14 protein-coding genes and 1 tRNA gene are annotated in these 19,431 nt (G+C 65.3%); 9 read left to right on the forward strand and 6 right to left on the reverse strand.

Features of this window, described 5'->3' with window-relative positions; translation table 11 throughout:
- The first annotated feature begins 217 nt into the window (after positions 1 to 217).
- On the forward strand, positions 218 to 1,612 hold the full coding sequence (gene argH, locus ACNFH5_RS01575; protein WP_037014656.1) for an argininosuccinate lyase: 1,395 nt from the start codon (positions 218 to 220) through the stop codon (positions 1,610 to 1,612).
- A 54-nt stretch (positions 1,613 to 1,666) separates the two neighbouring features.
- On the opposite strand, the gene ACNFH5_RS01580 is transcribed toward argH, so the two are convergent.
- The 3 genes from ACNFH5_RS01580 to gabD form a co-directional block, all read right to left on the reverse strand.
- Entirely contained in the window at positions 1,667 to 2,863 is a 1,197-nt protein-coding gene (locus ACNFH5_RS01580; protein ID WP_416743712.1) for an HDOD domain-containing protein, read from the reverse strand.
- Positions 2,864 to 3,120: 257 nt separating this feature from the next.
- Positions 3,121 to 4,401: a 4-aminobutyrate--2-oxoglutarate transaminase gene (gene gabT / locus ACNFH5_RS01585; protein WP_416743714.1), complete on the reverse strand. Its 1,281-nt coding sequence runs from the start codon at positions 4,399 to 4,401 to the stop codon at positions 3,121 to 3,123.
- Between the two features lie 201 nt (positions 4,402 to 4,602).
- Complete coding sequence (gabD, locus tag ACNFH5_RS01590; protein WP_184586317.1) at positions 4,603 to 6,054, reverse strand: NADP-dependent succinate-semialdehyde dehydrogenase; 1,452 nt, start codon at positions 6,052 to 6,054, stop codon at positions 4,603 to 4,605.
- A 657-nt stretch (positions 6,055 to 6,711) separates the two neighbouring features.
- On the opposite strand from gabD, the gene ACNFH5_RS01595 reads away from it, so the two are divergent.
- Both ACNFH5_RS01595 and ACNFH5_RS01600 read left to right on the forward strand, forming a co-directional pair.
- A tRNA-Arg gene (locus tag ACNFH5_RS01595) sits at positions 6,712 to 6,788 on the forward strand.
- 235 nt (positions 6,789 to 7,023) lie between these two features.
- Positions 7,024 to 7,617: a hypothetical protein gene (locus ACNFH5_RS01600; RefSeq protein ID WP_416743716.1), complete on the forward strand. Its 594-nt coding sequence runs from the start codon at positions 7,024 to 7,026 to the stop codon at positions 7,615 to 7,617.
- Positions 7,618 to 7,652: 35 nt separating this feature from the next.
- Here ACNFH5_RS01600 and ACNFH5_RS01605 read toward each other — a convergent pair whose 3' ends face one another.
- On the reverse strand, positions 7,653 to 8,378 hold the full coding sequence (locus tag ACNFH5_RS01605; protein WP_416743718.1) for a hypothetical protein: 726 nt from the start codon (positions 8,376 to 8,378) through the stop codon (positions 7,653 to 7,655).
- A 77-nt stretch (positions 8,379 to 8,455) separates the two neighbouring features.
- Positions 8,456 to 8,638, reverse strand: coding sequence for a hypothetical protein (locus ACNFH5_RS01610; protein WP_416743719.1), 183 nt, complete (start codon positions 8,636 to 8,638; stop codon positions 8,456 to 8,458).
- 175 nt (positions 8,639 to 8,813) lie between these two features.
- On the opposite strand from ACNFH5_RS01610, the gene ACNFH5_RS01615 reads away from it, so the two are divergent.
- On the forward strand, positions 8,814 to 9,248 hold the full coding sequence (locus ACNFH5_RS01615; RefSeq protein WP_081518744.1) for a CBS domain-containing protein: 435 nt from the start codon (positions 8,814 to 8,816) through the stop codon (positions 9,246 to 9,248).
- Positions 9,249 to 9,264: 16 nt separating this feature from the next.
- Here the strand turns inward: ACNFH5_RS01615 and ACNFH5_RS01620 are convergent, their stop codons facing one another.
- Entirely contained in the window at positions 9,265 to 10,002 is a 738-nt protein-coding gene (locus ACNFH5_RS01620) for a metallophosphoesterase (RefSeq protein WP_416743720.1), read from the reverse strand.
- Positions 10,003 to 10,357: 355 nt separating this feature from the next.
- On the opposite strand from ACNFH5_RS01620, the gene ACNFH5_RS01625 reads away from it, so the two are divergent.
- From ACNFH5_RS01625 to ACNFH5_RS01645, 5 genes are all read left to right on the forward strand, one after another.
- Positions 10,358 to 12,574, forward strand: a complete 2,217-nt coding sequence (locus ACNFH5_RS01625) for a TonB-dependent receptor (protein ID WP_416743722.1) — start codon at positions 10,358 to 10,360, stop codon at positions 12,572 to 12,574.
- A 14-nt stretch (positions 12,575 to 12,588) separates the two neighbouring features.
- A complete protein-coding gene (locus ACNFH5_RS01630) occupies positions 12,589 to 13,659 on the forward strand; it encodes an ABC transporter substrate-binding protein (RefSeq protein WP_416743723.1) in 1,071 nt (356 codons plus the stop codon).
- Between the two features lie 361 nt (positions 13,660 to 14,020).
- A complete protein-coding gene (locus ACNFH5_RS01635) occupies positions 14,021 to 16,183 on the forward strand; it encodes a TonB-dependent receptor (RefSeq protein WP_416743725.1) in 2,163 nt (720 codons plus the stop codon).
- 46 nt (positions 16,184 to 16,229) lie between these two features.
- On the forward strand, positions 16,230 to 17,825 hold the full coding sequence (locus ACNFH5_RS01640; RefSeq protein WP_416743727.1) for a GMC family oxidoreductase: 1,596 nt from the start codon (positions 16,230 to 16,232) through the stop codon (positions 17,823 to 17,825).
- Between the two features lie 10 nt (positions 17,826 to 17,835).
- Positions 17,836 to 19,245 carry an aldehyde dehydrogenase family protein gene (locus tag ACNFH5_RS01645; protein ID WP_416743728.1) on the forward strand — a complete coding sequence of 470 codons (1,410 nt, stop codon included), beginning with the start codon at positions 17,836 to 17,838 and terminating at the stop codon, positions 19,243 to 19,245.
- Positions 19,246 to 19,431 lie beyond the last annotated feature (186 nt).

The following is a 19,431-nucleotide window of genomic DNA, read 5'->3' on the forward strand; positions in this document are numbered from 1 at the left end:
AGCGCCTGCACGGCGGCAAGCGCCGCGTGCGATCAAAAGCCAGGAATTGTCGGCCAGCGCAAGGATCGGCCACGGGCCCTGCGACGATTCACCGCCACTGCCCTGCCCCAACCCGCCAAAGCGCCGCCGGTTTTGTCCCTCAGCCTGCTATTATCGTCGCACTTTGCCCTTCATGCAGGCCGCGCGCCGCGCCTGCCCGTTTCAGCGAGAGAGATCCATGAGCGTAGAGAAGACCAACCAGTCCTGGGGCGGCCGCTTCAGCGAGCCCGTCGATGCCTTTGTCGCCCGCTTCACCGCTTCCGTCGACTTCGACAAGCGCCTCTACCGCCACGACATCATGGGCTCCATGGCCCACGCGACCATGCTGGCCAAGGTCGGCGTGCTGACCGACGCCGAGCGCGACACCATCATCGACGGCCTCAAGCAGATCCAGAGCGAGATCGAGGCCGGCACCTTCGACTGGCGCGTCGACCTGGAAGACGTGCACATGAACATCGAAGCGCGCCTGACCGACCGCATCGGCATCACCGGCAAGAAACTGCACACCGGTCGTTCGCGCAACGACCAGGTGGCCACCGACATCCGCCTGTGGCTGCGCGACGAGATCGACCTGATCCTTGCCGAAATCACCCGCCTGCAGCAGGGCCTGCTGGGCCTGGCAGACGCCGAAGCGGACACCATCATGCCCGGCTTCACCCACCTGCAGACCGCGCAGCCGGTGACTTTCGGCCACCACCTGCTGGCCTGGTTCGAAATGCTCAGTCGCGACTACGAGCGCCTGGTGGACTGCCGCAAACGCGCCAACCGCATGCCCCTGGGCAGCGCCGCGCTAGCGGGTACCACCTACCCGATCGACCGGACCATCACCTGCGAACTGCTGGGATTCGAAGCGATCTCCGGCAATTCGCTGGACGGCGTATCCGACCGTGACTTCGCCATCGAATTCTGCGCCGCCGCCGCCGTGGCGATGATGCACCTGTCGCGCTTCTCCGAAGAGCTGGTGCTGTGGACCAGCGCCCAGTTCCAATTCATCGACCTGCCCGACCGCTTCTGCACCGGCTCCTCGATCATGCCGCAGAAGAAGAACCCGGACGTACCGGAACTGGTGCGTGGCAAGTCCGGCCGCGTGTTTGGCCACCTCGCCGGGCTGCTGACCCTGATGAAAGGCCAGCCGCTGGCGTACAACAAGGACAACCAGGAAGACAAGGAACCTCTGTTCGACGCCGCCGACACCCTGCGCGACAGCCTGCGTGCCTTCGCCGACATGGTTCCGGCGATCAAGCCCAAGCGCGAGATCATGCGCGAAGCGGCCCGCCGGGGCTTCTCCACCGCCACTGACCTGGCCGACTACCTGGTGCGCCGCGGCCTGCCGTTCCGTGACTGCCACGAGATCGTCGGCCACGCCGTGAAGTACGGCGTGGACAGCGGCAAGGACCTGGCGGAGATGAGCCTGGACGAGCTGCGCCAGTTCAGCGACCAGATCGACGACGACGTATTCGCCGTGCTGACCCTGGAAGGCTCGGTGAACGCCCGCGACCACATCGGCGGCACTGCGCCGAACCAGGTCCGCGCCGCTGTCGTGCGCGGCAAGGAACTGCTGGCTTCGCGCTGATCGCGCTACTCGCCAGAAGCAAAGGCCGCGTCAATCGACGCGGCCTTTTTCGTTTCAGCTTCTGCCTAGAAAGCCCAGCTGCGCCGGCGTTAGCCGCAGCATCCGCGCCGCCTTGTGTTCGCTCAGTGCAGGCAGTTGATCCTCTGGCAAGCGCGCTCCACTGGAAGCCAGGTTGACGATCAGCGCCTCGCGGCTGAACACGCCGTTATCGATGGCATAGGCCGCCGCGATCAGGTTGCGCAACTCCAGCGGCAGGCGCCAGCGGGTACGCAGGGCGGAGCCAAAGCTCGCACCGTGCTCCTTCAGGGCCTTATCCACATCCGCCTCGCTCAGCTCGCCGCCGGCACTGTGCCAGTCCTGCAGGCTGCGCAGCAGGGCGAGATCGCCCAGGCAGTGCAGCAAGCCGGCGGTAAAGCAACGGTCGGCATCGGCACCCAGGGACTCGGCCAGGGCGAAAGCGGCGTCGGCGGTATGCCGGGACAATTCCCAGAAGCGCTCGGCACGCTCTTTCAGCAGCGGGTCGGCGAGAGTCGCGGCGCGCTGCAGCGCCACCGCCAGCATCAGGTTCAGCGCCTGCGCCACGCCCAGGCGCGACAGCGCCTGCATCAGTGTCTGGCAGGGCATGCCGACGTGCCGCGCAGCGCTGTTGGCAGCGGAGATCAAGCAAGCGGTGATCTGCGGGTCATGGCCGAACTCCTGCTCGAGCATTTCCAGGTTGATGTCGCTGGCCTCCATGCAGCGGTTCACCGCCGCGCCGACCTCGCCCATCAGCGGTGCGCCCTCGGTGGCGTCGCGCTCGGTCTGCAGGAAGCGCTCCAGCGACAGGCTCTGCTCCAGGGTCGGCAGCTCGCAGACGACGCTTTCCCCTGGCGACAGCAGGAGCGAGCGCAGGCGTTCGCGCAGGTTCTCGGCATTGAAGGGCTTGACCAGATAGGCCGTAGGCGCGAGCGGCAAGGCAGCGCGCACGCTGGCGGCATCGGCCTTGGAGCTGATCAGGATGAATGGCTGGGCAACCGGCCCGCGACGACGCATGCGCACGTGGCGGAGCAATTCCAGGCCGTCGCTGCCGGGCAGCTCGCGCTCGGCCAGGATCAGGACGAAGGGATGCCGGCGACACGCCTCGATGGCGGTATCACCGTCCTCGCAGAATTCGACGGTCGCATCGCAACGCACGCTCAGCACCAGTTGGCCAAGCAGCTCGCGGCTCCAGGGATCACTGGCAGCGACCAGCACGCCGGGAGAAACGCTCATGGATCGCACCTCGTTCGGGACGCATGCCGTCGCGGGCGGAAACAACCGATCCTGAGCCTTCCCTGCCACGTGCCCGGTCCTTCGGATGCCGCCGGCCAACGGCCTTCGGATACTGCGCAGCGTAGTCCAAAGCCCACGAGCTTCCCATGCGCGCCATCAACTTCGGTGGACAATTCACACAAACGAGCACGATAAGCAGGCACAAAAAAAGGCCCGCTTGCGCGGGCCTTTCTCTTGAACCGTTAGAGCGGTAAAGCTCAGGCCAGTTCGTCGAAGCACTCGGCCAGGATGGCCAGGCCTTTTTCCAGCTGCGCGTCAGGGATGGTGACGGGCATCAGGAAGCGGATCACGTTGTAGTAGGTACCGCAGGAGAGCAGGATCAGACCTTTCTCACGGGCACGAACCACGATCTTGCTGACCAGCTCAGCGGCCGGCTTGTTGTGATCGCCGCCTTCGAACAGCTCGATGGCAATCATCGAACCCAGGCCACGAACGTCGCCGATTACCTTGTGCTTGGCCTGGATGTCGCGCAGACCAGCCTTCAGGTTTTCGCCAACGGCTTGCGAACGCTCCAGCAGCTTCTCTTCGTCGAACACTTTCAGCACGGCCAGGGCCGCGGCGCAAGCGATCGGGCTACCGGCGTAGGTGCCGCCCAGGCCGCCGGGAGCGATGGCGTCCATGATTTCGGCTTTACCGGAAACACCGGAGATCGGGAAACCACCGCCAACGGACTTGGCGAAGGTGGTCAGGTCCGGAACGATGCCCAGTTGCTCGGTGGCGAAGAAGGTGCCGGTACGGCCAGCGCCGGTCTGTACTTCGTCAGCGATCAGCAGGATGCCGTGCTCGTCGCACAGGGCGCGCAGGCGCTGCATGAAGGCCTTGGAGTTGACGTAGAAGCCACCTTCGCCCTGAACCGGCTCGATGATGATGGCAGCGATGTCGCGCGGTTGAGCGTCGTTCTTGAAGATGCGCTCGATGCTGGCGATGGATTCGTCTTCGCTCACGCCGTGCAGTTCGCACGGAGCCAGGGCGCGGAAGATGCCGCCCGGCATCAGGCCCATGCCAGCGGAGTACGGAACGACCTTGCCGGTCAGGCCCAGGGTCATCATGGTACGGCCGTGGTAGGCGCCGGTGAAGGCGATCACGCCGGCGCGGCCAGTGGCGGCACGGGCGATCTTGACGGCGTTCTCAACAGCTTCGGAGCCGGAGGTGACCAGCAGGGTCTTCTTCGGGAAGTTGCCCGGAACGCGCTTGGCGATTTCTTCGGCCAGCTCGATGTAGGGCTCGTACGCCAGCACCTGGAAGCAGGTGTGGGTCAGCTTGGTCAGTTGCTCCTGAACGGCGGCAACCACTTTCGGGTGCAGGTGGCCGGTGTTCAGTACGGCAATGCCGCCGGCGAAGTCGATGTACTCACGACCTTCGACGTCCCACACGGTGGAGTTCTCGGCGCGCTCGGCGACGACCGGGTGGATCTGGCCTACACCGCGAGGTACGGCGGCCTGACGACGTTGCAGCAGGGATTCGTTGGTTTTGCTCATAGCTTCCTCAGTGGCCGCTCATCGGGCGACCGGATCAAAGGATGAAAGCGGGGAGAAGCCTCACGCGACAGCATACGATGATCGACTGTCGTGGAACTTGCGGCCCGCCAGACGGGTTGTCCGGTGCTACCACCGGAAAACGCCGACGCGAAGGTGGCTGTCAGCTCTTGCCTGCCACCCCGCGCCCACGGAAAAAACGGATCAGATACCGCCGAGGCAGAGGTATTTGACTTCGAGGTAGTCCTCGATGCCGTACTTCGAACCTTCACGGCCCAGGCCCGAGGCCTTGATGCCGCCGAACGGCGCGACTTCGTTGGAGATCAGGCCGGTGTTGATACCCACCATGCCGTATTCCAGCTGCTCGGCAACGCGGAACACGCGGGCCAGGTCGCGGGCGTAGAAGTACGAAGCCAGGCCGAACTCGGTGTCGTTGGACATGGCGATGACTTCGGCCTCGTCCTTGAAGCGGAACACCGGCGCCAGCGGGCCGAAGGTCTCGTCCTTGGATACCAGTGCGGACTTCGGTACGTCGACCAGGATGGTCGGCTCGAAGAAGGTGCCGCCCAGGCTGTGCGGCTTGCCGCCAGTGAGGACTTTGGCGCCTTTGGAAACGGCGTCGGCAATGTGCTCTTCGACCTTGGCAACCGCCTTGGAATCGATCAGCGGGCCAGTGGTGACGCCCTGCTCCAGGCCGTTGCCGATGTTCAGCTTGGCCACGGCGACCTTCAGCTTCTCGACGAAGGCGTCGTACACGCCGTCCTGTACGTACAGGCGGTTGGCGCAGACGCAGGTCTGGCCGTTGTTGCGGTACTTGGAGATCAGCGCGCCTTCGACGGCGGCGTCCAGGTCGGCATCGTCGAACACGATGAACGGAGCGTTGCCACCCAGTTCCAGGGACACTTTCTTGATGTCCTTGGCGCATTCGGCCATCAGCTGGCGACCGATCTCGGTGGAGCCGGTGAAGGTCAGCTTGCGCACGATCGGGTTGCTGGTCAGCTCACCGCCGACTTCGCCGGCGCTGCCGGTGACGACGCTGAACACGCCCTTCGGAATGCCGGCGCGCTCGGCCAGCTCGGCCAGGGCCAGGGCGGAGTACGGGGTTTGCGATGCGGGCTTGAGCACCATGGTGCAGCCAGCGGCCAGGGCCGGGCCGGCTTTACGGGTGATCATCGCGGAGGGGAAGTTCCACGGGGTGATGGCCGCGGTGACACCGATCGGCTGCTTGATCACGATGATGCGCTTGTCGGGCTGGTGGCCCGGGATGGTGTCGCCGTAGATGCGCTTGGCTTCTTCGCCGAACCACTCGAGGAAGGAGGCAGCGTACGCGATCTCGCCCTTGGCTTCGGCCAGCGGCTTGCCCTGCTCGATGGTCATCAGGCGAGCCAGGTCGTCCTGGTTGGCAATCATCAGGTCGAACCACTTGCGCAGCTTGTTGGCGCGCTCCTTGGCGGTCAGCGCACGCCAGGCCGGCAGGGCCTTGTCGGCGGCTTCGATGGCACGACGAGTCTCGTCGGCGCCCATCTTCGGCACGGTGCCGATGATCTCGTTGGTGGCCGGGTTGTTCACGTTGATGGTCTTGCCGTTGTCGGCGTCGACCCAGGAACCGTCAATGTAAGCCTGTTGGCGGAACAGCTTGGCATCATTGAGTTGCATGACCTGTCTCCTTTCGAGGAAAGCCTGTGGACAGCGGGTCTACCTCGAGTCCCCGCCTGCCTTGTTGTCTGGATGGGAGAGACCGCAGTCTCTGCCGTTCATTCGCCCCGGCCGACCATTATCGACCCTGGATGCGAATGTCGCCCTGCTATGGAGGCGACGCCAGGCGAACGGCTCTTAGTTCGCTCGGCATGCGGACACGAAAAAACGCAGGCCCAGGTCATTGCCCGGTCTGGTTGAACTCGTTCACGCGCAGATTCCCGGGCTCGGCCCAGGAGTACGACTGCCCTACAACCTTCCGGTACGCTGATCGACGGAAGCCGCACGGAGACCTGTCACAAGGGACATGCGGTGGGTGCAACGGAAGACTGTCATCCCGCAGGCTGATGGCCGGCTGGTGTGATGCCAATTCTCCGGTCTCCTGTTGTTGTGATGGGGAGGCGTTTGAAATCTCAAACGAATCCTAGGGCCCTCGACTGCAAAGGGCAATAGCTCGTTCGACAAAACCAACGAAGGTATCAGGTTGCAGGGGGTTTTCGGAGGATTTCTACCGACAGGCGGCTGTTTTCGTTCGATATCATGAACGAGCGCACCCATATTGGACGCCCGCACGGGAGATGCGTATGATTGCCGCCTGCCGCGCCAGCCGCGGCATACGCACCAGTAGCTCAGCTGGATAGAGTACTGCCCTCCGAAGGCAGGGGTCGTGGGTTCGAATCCCGCCTGGTGCGCCATCTACCTTGTTTCCAGCTGCCCCTGGCAGTCTGCGAAGCCGCCTGAAAGGCCCGCCCTGAGCGGGCTTTTTTGTTTCCGGGAGTAAAGCCCTGCGCCGCTGCAGCCACCCACCGTGGGGATCGGGCATCGCGGCAGGCGCGGGGCGACAATCACCCTCGATGCCCGACGATTCCTCTTCGCCACCAGAGGCTGTATAAGCCTTCCGCGATCGCGCGAGAAAAGGACAAACCGCCCATGCTTCGGCTTCTGCTGCCAGCCCTGCTCCTGGCCCTTGCCGGCTGTGCCACCAAGCCGCCGGCGCACCCCGAGAACCTCTGCGAGATCTTTCGCGAGAAGCCCGCATGGCACGAAGCGGCGCTGAAGGTGCAGAAGCGCTGGGGCGGGACCGTCCAGGTACCGATGGCGATGATGTACCAGGAGTCCTCCTTCAAACACGACGCCCTGCCACCGCGTTACTACTTCCTCGGCTTCATCCCCTGGGGTCGGGTCAGTTCCGCCTACGGCTACGCCCAGGCCAAGGACGAAACCTGGGCGGACTACAAGAAAGAGGCGGGAGGCTGGGGCGCGGACCGCGACGACTTCGCCGACGCGCTGGACTTCATGGGCTGGTACATGAACAAGACCTACAGCGTGAATCGCGTCTCCAAGTGGGATGCTTACGGCCAGTATCTGAACTACCACGAGGGCTGGGGCGGCTATCGCAACCGCAGCTACGACGCCAAGCCGTGGCTGAAGACGACGTCACAGAAGGTCCAGGCACGCGCGTCGCTGTACGGCGCCCAGTACAAGAGCTGCGAGCAGGAATTGTCGAGCGGCGGCTGGTTCTAGCAGCCGCCGATGATCGCTTTATAGCGTGCGGTTGTTCAGCGCCCCATGATCCGCTGGTACTCGTCGCGGTATTCCTCATACGGCAGGTTGCGCCGCTGCAACTCCATCAGGCGCTGCTCCTTGGTCAGCGGCTGCGAGACGTGGGCGACGGTTTCCGCCGCGGTAGGCGACATCGGCTGCGGCACGGCCTCGGGCGGCTGCGCCGGCGTGGTGGCGGGCAGAGGCGTCGGCAGGCTGCGGGATGGTCGCGCCACCAGCAGGGCGCCGGTGATTTCCTCGACGATCTGCTCGGACACTGCGCTGACTTCGGAAGAGCTCATGGAGCTGAACAGATCACCATCGGCTTCGCTCTCGTAGCGACGCGAGGCGAGCAGCTGGCCGGTCAGGCCATCGTGGTAACGCACGGTCGAGGCGATCCATTCCTCGCCATCACTGCTCATGCGGTTGTTCGCGCTATGGCCGGCGCCGACCTCGATCACCACCAGGGTGGACAGGGTGTCGGTGGCGCGCGGTTCGCCGTCCTGTTCGGTGAGCTGGTAGTCCGCCGACCCCGCCTCGTCGCGCAGCGCCTCACGCCAGCTGGCCTTCAGCGCGCCCCAGCGCGGGTTGGCCGCCACCGTGGGATCGGGCTGGAAGTTCACCACCATCACGTGGCGGGTGTCTCGATAGAGGGAGATGGGCGCGGTGCGGTCATCCCGGCGGACGTCCGAGGAGCATCCACAGAGCAGGGAGACGGCCAGGGCGAGCGTGATGTTGCGCATGATGCTTTCTCTTTATTGTCTGGCCGGCATTCTGCCAGCCAATCATGACGCCCGGATATCGTCCGGAGGTCGGTCCTCTACCAGTCCTCGTCATCCAGGCCCGGCTGATACTCGTCCGCTTCCTCGTCGCCGTCCTCATGATCGTCGGGCTGATCCTCGAAGAACGCCGCGTCCTCCTCCAGCAGGCCGTCGAGGTCGTCATCGAGGTCCAGCAGGTGGTCGTGTTCAGGCTCGTGGAGGTCGAGATCGTCGTCAGTCATGGCCGGTCTTTCGTGGGGGGATAAGGGGAAGGGAATCACAGTATAAGTCGCGTCGCGGGCGGATGACGCTGTCGTGACGGCGGACGCCGCTTTGCGACCTTGCCGGATCGCGATTCGTCCACGATTCTCTATGAACCACGGGTATCGCGCCGTGAACGACGAACAGGGGGTAGGAATGAAGACTGTGGCTCAGCTGTTGAACGCCAAGGCGGACCAGCAGGTTTACACCATCGCCCCGGATGCGCTGGTGATCGATGCATTGCGCCTGATGGCGGAAAAGAACCTCGGCGGCCTGCCGGTGGTGGAGGCCAACCAGCTGGTCGGCTTCTTCAGCGAGCGCGATTACGCCCGGCGCCTGGCGCTCAAGGGGCGCAATTCGGAAGACACGCCGATCAGCGCGGTGATGACCGCGCCAGTGATCACCGTGGACACCCACCTCAACGTCGACAAGTGCATGGGCATCATGACCGAGCGCCACCTGCGCCACCTGCCGGTGGTGGAGAACGGCGAGCTGCTCGGGCTGCTGTCCATCGGCGACCTGGTGAAGGCCGCCATCGCCGAACAGGCCGAGCTGATCCAGCAACTGGAACAGTACATCCGCGGCGAGTGATCGTCCCGGCGGTCGCTCAGCGGGCGGCCGCCGTTTCCACTTCACCACTGTGCATGTCGACGATGCTCAGGCAACCGTCGGCGTAGCCGCTGCCCGTGTCGATGTAGTGGGTATTGCCCAGCGGGCGCACGGCGCCTTGCGCGGTATGGCCGACATACAGGCGCTCCAGCCCGGCGATGAGCGTGGTGTCCTCCTTCTCGATCCGCGTGCGTGCCCACATGGCCAGGCCAACGGCATTGCGCCGGGCGGTTTCACCCAGCTCGCCGGCCAGCGCAGCGACGCCGCTGTCCCAGTCCGGAAATGCCGGTGAGACCGGTGCCTCGGCATGCACGATGCCCACGCGGCGCCCATCCCCCAGTTCGACTTCGATCACCAGCGGCAATTGTTGCAACCGGCGGGCGATGCGTTCGCGAGTCACCGGCGTGAGCTTGTACAGCCAGGCGCCGCCATTGCGGAAGTGCAGGTCGCGGTCATCGCCGGCCAGCACCACGTCGATCACCAGTTGCTCGTGGTTGCCGCGCACCGAGGCGAACCAGGGCTTGGCCAACCAATCGAGCACCTGCGGGGAATAGGGGCCGCGGTCCACCAGGTCGCCGGCGGCGAACAGGCGATCGACGGCCGGATCGAATCCGACCAGGTCAAGCAATCGCTGCAGCAATTCGAAATGGCCGTGCACATCCCCCACCACGAAATCGCGGCCGCGCAGATTGCGCGGGAAGCGTTGCAGGGGTTGCTCCGGCAGAAGCGTGTTCATCGCCAACTCCAGGGCTTCAGAGAGACCAGCTTATCAGCTGCAAATGGCGTTCCCACGGCAGTTCGACGAAAGCTGCGGAGAACCTGCTGCCGCGCTGCTGCCCAGGCAGCGATGGCCCAGCATGGACTGCTGCCCCAGCAGCACAGCGCCCGCAACAAACATAAAAAACCCTTTTGTATCAGCCATTTAACATTCAACGCGAAAGCGGTACGGATGTTGCGATGTTCCCGGCAAGCCTTCCGGCCTTCATCACGCGTGAGCCAGTACAAGAGCAACGCAATAACAGCTTCATGCCTTGCGGCGACGACCGAGCACCACAGAGCCAGCCGTCCTTTCGCCGCCCCCTGGGGACACCATGTTCAAACGTAACACCCTTTCCCTCGCGATCCTGGCGAGCCTCGCCAGCGTCGCCGTCCATGCCGCTGACGGCGAGACGCAGACCAAGGAGGACAGCAGCGCCGCACCGACCCTCGGCAAGGTGGTGGTGACCGCGCAGAAGCGCGAAGAGTCGGTGCAGGAAGTACCGGCGCCAATCACCGTGCTGAGCGGCGAGAAAATCCGCGATGCCTCGCTGCAATCGGCCAACGAAGTCACCCGCTACACCCCCAACGCCTCCGCCGGCACCACCGATGGCCATGGCCGTCCGCGCTGGTGGATTCGCGGGTTGGGCACGGGCGATCAGGGCGCCAACACCGTCAGCCCGATCGGCATCTACGTCGACGACGTGTACATCGCCAACATCAGCGCCACCGGCTTCCCGTTGTTCGACCAGGAGCGCGTGGAAGTGCTGCGCGGCCCGCAGGGCACGCTGTGGGGCAAGAACACCACGGGCGGCGCGATCAACTTCATCTCGCGCAAGCCGACCTTCAGCCCCGAGGGCTATTTCAAGGTCGACATGGGCAATTACGCCAACCGCATCGTTGAAGGCGCGGTGAGCGATGCGCTGGTCGACGACAAGCTGGCCGGGCGCGTGTCCTTCCACCACCAGGGGCGCGACGGCTACACCGAGAACAAGAACGATGGCAACGACCAGGGCGCGCTGGAAGACGACGCCGTGCGCCTGCAACTGGCCGCGCGGGTGAACGACAACCTCGACGCCAACCTCAACGTTCACGCCCGCCACTACCACGACACCGCCAGCTACAACACGGTGAGCTACGGTACCCGGCCCAACGGCACCAACCAGTTCGGCTATTCCATCGATCCGGAACTGGGCAAGGCCAACTTCAACGCCAAGTACCAGGCCGAGATCGACCAGGCCGGCAGCAACCTCAACCTGGTCTGGCAACTGGGCGAGCTGGAGCTGACCTCCATCACCGCCTTCGAACACTTCACCCGCGACGGCTGGACCGACAGCGACAACACCCCGCTGGAACTGCAACGCAGCTACAGCTATGCCGACAGCCAGCAGTGGTCACAGGAACTGCGCCTGGCCTCGCCGCGCAGCGACCGCCTGAACTGGGTGCTGGGCTTCCATTACTTCAACGAAGACCTGGAATCGAAGAACGCCAACGCCGCGCTGCCCAACGTCTACGTCCCCAGCTACTACAACAACGTCAGCTACGACCAGAAGACCGAGAGCTACGCCATCTTCGGCAGCACCACCTACAACTTCACCGACGACTTCAGCCTCACCGCCGGCCTGCGCTGGACCCGCGAGACCAAGGACATCGACCTGGCGCGCCTGGTCAACCGGGGCGCCGCCAGCTTCGGCGATGGCCACTGGTGGCAGCCAGGCAACGTCGAGACGCCGTTGATCGTCAACGCCACCCAGGATGAGAGCAACACCTGGAGCGACTACAGCTGGGACCTGACGCCGGAGTACCGGATCTCCGACAACGCCCGCGCCTACTTCCGCTATGCCCGCGGCTTCCGCTCCGGCGGCTACAACGCCGGCGTCACCAGCCAGGCCACGGTGGCCAAGGTCGACCCGGAATACCTCACCTCCTATGAACTGGGCCTGAAGTCGGAGTGGTTCGATGGCCGCCTGAACGCCAACGCCAGCGTCTTCTACTACGACTACAAGGACATCCAGCTCAACATCGTCACCGCGGTGAACAACCAGACCGTCTCGCGCCTGGCCAACGGCGCCCAGGGCGAGGCCTACGGCGCCGAGTTCGAACTCGAAGCCATCCCGGTGCAGAACCTCCATGTCAACCTCGGCCTGGGCCTGCTGCACACCGAGTTCACCGACTACACCTCGGGCACCGACGACTACTCCGGCAACCACTTCGTCCGCGCGCCCAGCGTCTCGGCGGTGATTGGCGCCGACTATCGCATCCCGCTGAACGTGGGTGGCGCGGTGATCCTCGGTACCGACTGGAACACCCGCAGCCGCCAGTACTTCTTCACCAACGACCAGAGCGCCAACATGCGCAGCGGCGGCTACACCCTGGGCAATGCGCGGGTGACCTACGAGCTGCCGGGCGAAACCACCCGCGTCACCGCCTACGTGAACAACCTGACCGACAAGGAATACCGCAACCACACCCTGCCCGGCGGCTACCAGACCGCCGCCGTGATGTTCGGTGACCCACGCACCTTCGGCGTCTCGGTCACCACCGACTTCTGAGCGAGGTAACCGCCATGTCCCTGATCCATCGCACGTTGCGCCGCCTGTTGCCAGCCGTCGTGCTGCTCGCAGGCCACGCACTGGCCGCCGAGCAACCCACCACCCTGCGCATCGCTACGGTGGCCTACGCCAACGCCGGGCAGATCACCTTCAACGGCCCCTCGTACGTGATCGACCGCGACAAGTGGCTGGAGCAGCAACTGGCCCAGCGCAATATCAAGCTGGAATGGGTGCCCGCCGCCACCGGTTCGGTGGGCACCTTCGTCAACGAGGAATTCGCCAACAAGCGTATCGACTTCGCCTTCTACGGCGACCTGCCGTCGATCATCGCCAACGCCTCGGGTGTGCAGACCCAACTGATCGTCCCCGGCGGCATCGGCAACAACGTCTACCTCGTAGTGCCGCCGGGATCGACAGCGAAATCCATCGCCGACCTCAAGGGCAAGCGCATCGCCCTGCACCGTGGTCGGCCGTGGGAACTGTCGTTCGCCAAGCTGCTGGAAGCCAACCACCTGGGCTTCGAGGACTTCCGCATCTTCAACCTCAACCCCCAGGCCGGCGCCGCTGCCTTGAGCGCCGGGCGGGTGGATGCGTTCTTCACCCTGAGCGACGCCTTCCTGCTGGAAGACAAGCAGGTCGGCCGCATCATCTGGTCAAGCAAGGAGGCACCCGCGGACTGGAAGATGCGCGCCGAAGTCTGGGGCGCGAAGGACTTCGTGAAGGAACATCCCGACCTCACCCAACTGGTGGTGGACGCCTACCTGAAGGCCGCGTGGTGGGTTTCCCAGGACGCCAACCAGGCGGCTTACCAGGACGCCCAGACCCGCTCCGGCGTACCGCTGAGCGTGTTGCAGCGCGAGGTCTCCGGCGAGCCCTGGTCAGCGCACTTCTCCCCGCTCTACGACGACGCCCTGCGCCAGCACTACACCGATGGCATCGCCTACAGCCTCAAGGCGAAACTGATCCGCAACGAGGTGAAGGTGGATGACCTGCTGGAACCGAAGTTCGTCGAGCAGGGATTGAAGAATCAGCAGCTCGAAGGATTCTGGAAAGAGCAGGCAAGAACCGTCGCCCGACAACCCTGAACACAAGACAACTCAGCCAAACAATAAAGCCCCCGATAGCGGGGCTTTATCTTTTTAGCGCAGCACTTTCCGAAGCACTGTTCATAACAAGTAGCTGCGCCAGCACCACTGTAAAAGCAGTTGCTGCAGCAACAGCAGAAAAACACCCGAAAACCGCCTTGAACCGCTCTAAAACGCATGGCACAGAGCTTGCTCTAGCTCACTCATAACGTATTAAAAGCCCCGAGTGACTGCCATGAAGCATGCAAGAGAGTTCCGCCTCAAACCGCTGGCAATAGCATTATCCAGCGCTCTTTTATTCAACACGGAAGTTGCACTTTCCGATGATTCGAAATCCCCTGAAGGCGTCACGCTGAGTACCGTGACCGTCGAGGGCCAAAGCCAGGAAACCCAGGTCGGCGACGCCCGCAAGGAAGTGGCGCCAGTCTCCAAGGGCACGTTGACCAAATCCCAGCTGGAGAAATTCGTCGGCCTCGACAGCGCCGTCACCGGCGCCCTCAAATACTTGCCCGGCGTGCACGTCAGCGGCGGCGACAACAGCGGTATTACAGAAGGCGGGTTGAACATCCGCGGCTTCTCCCAGGACCAGATCGGCTTCGTCCGCGACGGCATCCCGCTCAACGATCCGCAGTTCCTCACGCCCCACGCCGACTTCATGGGCGACCCGGAAAACTACGAGTCGGTGTCAGTGCTTTACGGTTCCTCCTCGATCAACGCCCCGACTCTTACTGCCAGCGGCGGCAGCGTGCTGATCAAGTCCGTGGCGCCGACCAAGGAAAGCGGCCTGCTGGTGAAGCAGAACGTCGGCAGCGACAGCCTGTTCCGCACCTTCGCGCGGGTCAACACCGGCGAGGTGAACGGCTTCTCCGCCTGGCTCTCGGCCTCGCGCACCACCGCCGACCTGTGGGACAACAGCGGCGGCGAGCTGTCCTCCAACCGCTATGAAGGCAACCTGCAATACGAGTGGGACGGCAACCGCATCAACGGCATCTTCTCCAGCTTCCTGATGCGCACCAACAGCTACAACCACCCGACGCTGGCTGAGTACCGCGCCAACAAGTACGACCAGGGTTACCCGCGCGACATCTACCCGACCAAGGGCAACGGCACCAACGGCGTGCCCGACGTCACCGTCCCCGGCCAGAGCGCCGCGGCCTCGCGCGCCGACTTCAAGATCCAGACCTACGCGCTCAATGGCCTGTTCAACCTCTCCGACAAGGTCCAGCTGAAGGTCGACCCGTATTTCGTCCGCGTCACCGACGGCACCGCCGCCGTAGCCGTGGTGCCGGTCAACGAGAACAAGGTCAACGCCGATCTCAATGGCGACGGCGACAGCATCGACCCGCTGGTGACCGGCGCGCTCAGCGTCTACCCGACGCAGTACCGCATCGGCTCCACCAATACGCTGGACTTCCTGGTCAACGACGACCACACCCTGCAACTGGGCCTGTGGACCGACTACACCCACGCCCGCAACCAGTTCCCGGTGGTCGAGATCAAGGGCAACGGCAAGCCCGCCGGCATCGACGGTAGCCACAAGCTGCGCGACGGCAACGGCAACGCCATCTACTTCACCGACCAGCGCAACGAGATCACCACCCAGAAGCTCTGGGTACAGGACACCTGGGACATCACCTCGCAGCTCGTGCTCACCGGCGGCCTGGCCTGGCAGCACACGCAGAACAAGGGCGACGATCGCCTCAGCGGCTTCGGCGACAGCGCCGACTACTACCGCTTCCTGCCCAGCCTGAGCCTTGCCTACCAGCTCGACCCGCAACAACAGCTCTACTACAACACCACCTCGAACATGCGCACTCCGGCGGTGGCGGCGGTGTACGGCCAGGCCAACGGCGGCGACAAGCAGAAGCCGGAAGTCACCTGGAACCAGGAGATCGGCTGGCGCTACAGCACCGATGACCTGCTGCTCAGCGCCGCGCTGTTCTATGACAGGTTCAAGGACCGCCAGGCGGCCTTCGAGGAAGTCTCCGGCGTTACCTCCTACTTCAACGCCGGCGACGTCACCACCAGGGGCCTGGAGTTGTCGCTCAACGGCCTGCTGCCGGCGAACTTCAACTACTTCGCGTCGTGGACCTACCTGCGCTCCACCCAGGACGACGACTACAGCGCCGGCGGCGCCAGCCTCGACACCAAAGGCAACCAGCTCTACGACACCCCGCGCAACCTGTTCAGCGCCGGTATCGGCTACGACAACCAGACCTTCTACGCCAACTTCCTCGGCCGCCACACCGGCAGCTTCTACGGCGACCTGGCGAACAACGAGAAGATCGGCGGCTACACCGTGTTCGACGCCAACCTGGGCTACCGCCTCAAGGACCTGGGCAGCGCGCTGAAGGAAACCACCCTGACGCTCAACCTCAACAACGTCTTCGACAAGCACTACCTGTCGGGCGTGAACTCGGGGACGGTCTCCGCCGACCCGGCCGACGGCGATTTCTACGGCGCGCCCAAGTACTACAAAGGCGCACCGCGCGCCCTGGTCGCCGGCATCTCCGTCGGCTTCTGATCACCCTGCACGCGCCCGGTGCGGGAGCGCCGGGTCGGGAGGCGACATGACCACTCCTCGCTACGACCACATCATCGTCGGCGGCGGCAGCGCCGGCAGCGTTCTCGCCGGGCGCCTTTCCGCCGATCCGCAGCGCCGCGTCCTGCTCATCGAGGCCGGCCCGGACACCCCGCCGCACGCCACGCCGGCGGAAATCCTCGACGGCCACAATCCCTTCCGCCTGCGCCTGGAGCTGCGCGAGCGCTACTTCTGGCCGGACCTGAGCGTCCGCCATGGCGCGCAGCCAGAAGGTGTGGAGCGCCCCGAACGCTACCTCGAACAGGCCCGCGTCCTCGGTGGCGGCTCCAGCGTCAACGTGCTGGTGGCCAACCGCGGCCTGCCGCGCGACTACGACCAGTGGGCCGAACTGGGCGCCGAAGGCTGGGGCTGGGACGACGTGCTGCCGTACTTCCGCAAGCTTGAGCGCGACACCGATTACGCCGGCCCACTGCACGGGCACGACGGACCGATCCCGATCAACCGCGTCTCCACCCGCGACTGGACGCCCTTCACCCGCTCCGTGGTCTCGGCACTGCAAGCCGAAGGCCTGCGCGACATCGGCGACCAGAATGGCGTGTTCGACGACGGCTACTTCCCCCCGGCGGTGAACCTGGAGCACGGCCAGCGCGTGTCCGCTGCCCGTGGCTACCTCGACGAAGCGGTGCGCGCGCGGCCCAACTTGACGCTGTGGACCGACAGCCAGGTGCTTGGTCTGCTGCGCGAAGGCACGCGTATCACTGGCGTCGAACTGCTGCGCGATGGCGAGCGCGTCGCCGTGGAAGCCGGCGAAGTCATCCTCGCCGCCGGTGCGCTGCAATCGCCAGCCTTCCTGCTGCGTAGCGGCATCGGCCCGGCCAGCCAGTTGCAGGAGCTGGGCATCGAGGTGATCGCCGATCGCCCCGGCGTCGGCGGCAACCTGTGGGAGCACAGCTCGCTGGGCACCCTGGCCACCCTGGGCGATGCCGCGCGCTCGGACGCCGTGCTGGCGCGGCCCGGCACGTCTCACCAACTGGGTATCCGGGTGTCCTCGGGCGTCGATCCGGAGACCCCCTCGGACCTCTACCTGGCCATCGGCGCGGACGCCGAGCGCGGCGTCGCCCACGCGCTGTTCTGGATCAACAAGCCCAGCTCCAGCGGCCGCTTGAGCCTGCGCGACCGCGACCCGGCGAGCCCACCGCAAGTCGATTTCAACCTGCTCTCCGACCCGCGCGACCTGCAACGCGCACGCGTGGCGCTACGCACCATCCAGCGCCTGTTCAAGCACCCGGTCCTGGCGCGCTACGACCTGCAACTGGCGCTCACCCCATTCGCCGTGCCTCAGCCCGGCGGGCCGAAACTGGAGGCCCTGCTGGCCGACGACGCGGCGCTGGAAGCCTACCTGCGCCGCCACATCGGCGGCGTCTGGCACCCCAGCGGCACCTGCCGCATCGGCGCTGCCGATGACCCGCAGGCCGTGGTCGATAGCGCCGGTCGCGTCCATGGCGTCGAGGGCCTGCGCGTTGCCGACGCGTCGATCATCCCGGTGATCCCCACCGCCAACACCAACCTGCCGACCCTGATGCTCGCCGAGAAGATCGCCGATGCCATCCTGGGCGGTGCCTGAGGAACTCGCCATGTCACGCTATGAACTGCTGATCGATGGTCGCCTCCAGGCGGCCGAGCACTATGACCGGGTGATCGACCCGGCCAGCGAAGCACTCGTCGGCGAAGCCGCCCGCGCCAGCCGGGAGCAGGTCGACGCGGCGGTGGACGCCGCGCACCGGGCCTTCCCGGCCTGGGCCGCCGATCTGGACGCACGCCGCCACAGCCTGGCCCTCGCTGCCCAACGCGTGCGCGAGAACGCCCAGGCGCTGGCCGAACTGATTACCCGCGAGCAGGGTCGCCCGCTGCGCTCGACGCTGGAGGAAGTGGCTGGCGTCGCCGCCACCTTCGAACACCACGCGCACCTCGAGCTGCCCGCCGACACGTCACTTCGCGACGACGGCGAGCGCCTGGTGCGCATCACCCGCAAACCCCTCGGCGTGGTCGCCGCGATCACCCCATGGAACGTTCCGCTGATCCTGCTGGTGCTGAAGATCGCGCCCGCCCTGCACGCCGGCAATACCCTGGTGGCCAAGCCCTCGGAGCACACGCCGCTGTCCACTCTGCTGCTGGCGCAACTGCTGGGTGATGTGTTCCCTGCGGGCGTGCTCAACGTGATCGCCGGTGCCGGCGAAGTCGGCGAACACCTGGTGCGCCATCCGCGAGTGCGCCACGTCACCTTCACCGGCAGCGTCACCACCGGCAAGCGCCTGTATGCCGGCGCGGCGGACGACCTGAAACGCCTGACCCTGGAGCTGGGTGGCAACGATGCAGCGCTGGTGCTGGAAGACGCCGACCTCGACGCCATCGTCGAACCAGTGTTCTGGGGCGCCTTCTGGAACAGCGGCCAGGTGTGCTTTGCGATCAAGCGCCTGTACGTGCATGAAAGCCTGTTCGAACCCCTGCTGGCGAAACTCGCCGAGCGCGCCCAGCACACCCGCCTCGGGCATGGGCTCGACCCGCAGACGGAGCTGGGGCCGCTGACCAACGCGCAACAACTGGAACGGGTCATCGCCCTGGTGGAAGACGCCAAGGCACACGGCGCGCAAATCCACAGTGGCGGCGTACGGCCCGAAGGGCCCGGCTACTTCTACCCGCCGACCCTGGTCAGCGGCGTGGCGGCCGGCGTCGCGCTGGTGGACGAGGAACAGTTCGGCCCGGTGTTGCCGGTGATCTCCTTCCGCAACGAAGAGGACGCCATTGCCCAGGCCAACGCCAGCCACTACGGCCTCGGCGCCTCGGTGTGGACCCGCGACCTGGCGCGCGGCGAAGCCATTGCGGCGCAGCTGGAGGCGGGCCTGGCCTGGGTCAACCAGCACGGCCACATCCAGCCCGGCGCGCCCAAGGGCGGGCACAAGTGGAGCGGGCTCGGCTACGAAGGCGGGCAACGCGGTTATGAGGCCTTCAGCGAACTCCAGGTCCTGAATATTTCGCGGCGCTGAGGCGCTTCAAAAGCCCCTCTCCCTAACCCTCTCCCGCACGCGGGAGAGGGGACCGTTCGGCGCAGGATGGAACGACCGCGTCAGCCGGCACGAACTGCTCCCTCTCCCGGAGGGAGAGGACCGTTCGGCGCTGGATGAAACGACCGCGACAGCCGGCACGGACTGCTCCCTCTCCCGGAGGGAGAG

This window comes from Pseudomonas sp. NY15435 (genome assembly GCF_048068295.1).
GTDB lineage: Bacteria > Pseudomonadota > Gammaproteobacteria > Pseudomonadales > Pseudomonadaceae > Pseudomonas.

Bases quoted from the DNA above. Each gene is read 5' to 3' on its own strand.
- ACNFH5_RS01620 (WP_416743720.1), bottom strand. From the start codon at position 10,002: ATGAACACGCTTCTGCCGGAGCAACCCCTGCAACGCTTCCCGCGCAAT.
- gabD (WP_184586317.1), bottom strand. From the start codon at position 6,054: ATGCAACTCAATGATGCCAAGCTGTTCCGCCAACAGGCTTACATTGAC.
- ACNFH5_RS01645 (WP_416743728.1), top strand. From the start codon at position 17,836: ATGTCACGCTATGAACTGCTGATCGATGGTCGCCTCCAGGCGGCCGAG.
- ACNFH5_RS01640 (WP_416743727.1), top strand. From the start codon at position 16,230: ATGACCACTCCTCGCTACGACCACATCATCGTCGGCGGCGGCAGCGCC.
- ACNFH5_RS01600 (WP_416743716.1), top strand. From the start codon at position 7,024: ATGCTTCGGCTTCTGCTGCCAGCCCTGCTCCTGGCCCTTGCCGGCTGT.
- ACNFH5_RS01605 (WP_416743718.1), bottom strand. From the start codon at position 8,378: ATGCGCAACATCACGCTCGCCCTGGCCGTCTCCCTGCTCTGTGGATGC.
- ACNFH5_RS01580 (WP_416743712.1), bottom strand. From the start codon at position 2,863: ATGAGCGTTTCTCCCGGCGTGCTGGTCGCTGCCAGTGATCCCTGGAGC.
- argH (WP_037014656.1), top strand. From the start codon at position 218: ATGAGCGTAGAGAAGACCAACCAGTCCTGGGGCGGCCGCTTCAGCGAG.
- ACNFH5_RS01625 (WP_416743722.1), top strand. From the start codon at position 10,358: ATGTTCAAACGTAACACCCTTTCCCTCGCGATCCTGGCGAGCCTCGCC.
- ACNFH5_RS01630 (WP_416743723.1), top strand. From the start codon at position 12,589: ATGTCCCTGATCCATCGCACGTTGCGCCGCCTGTTGCCAGCCGTCGTG.
- ACNFH5_RS01615 (WP_081518744.1), top strand. From the start codon at position 8,814: ATGAAGACTGTGGCTCAGCTGTTGAACGCCAAGGCGGACCAGCAGGTT.
- ACNFH5_RS01610 (WP_416743719.1), bottom strand. From the start codon at position 8,638: ATGACTGACGACGATCTCGACCTCCACGAGCCTGAACACGACCACCTG.
- gabT (WP_416743714.1), bottom strand. From the start codon at position 4,401: ATGAGCAAAACCAACGAATCCCTGCTGCAACGTCGTCAGGCCGCCGTA.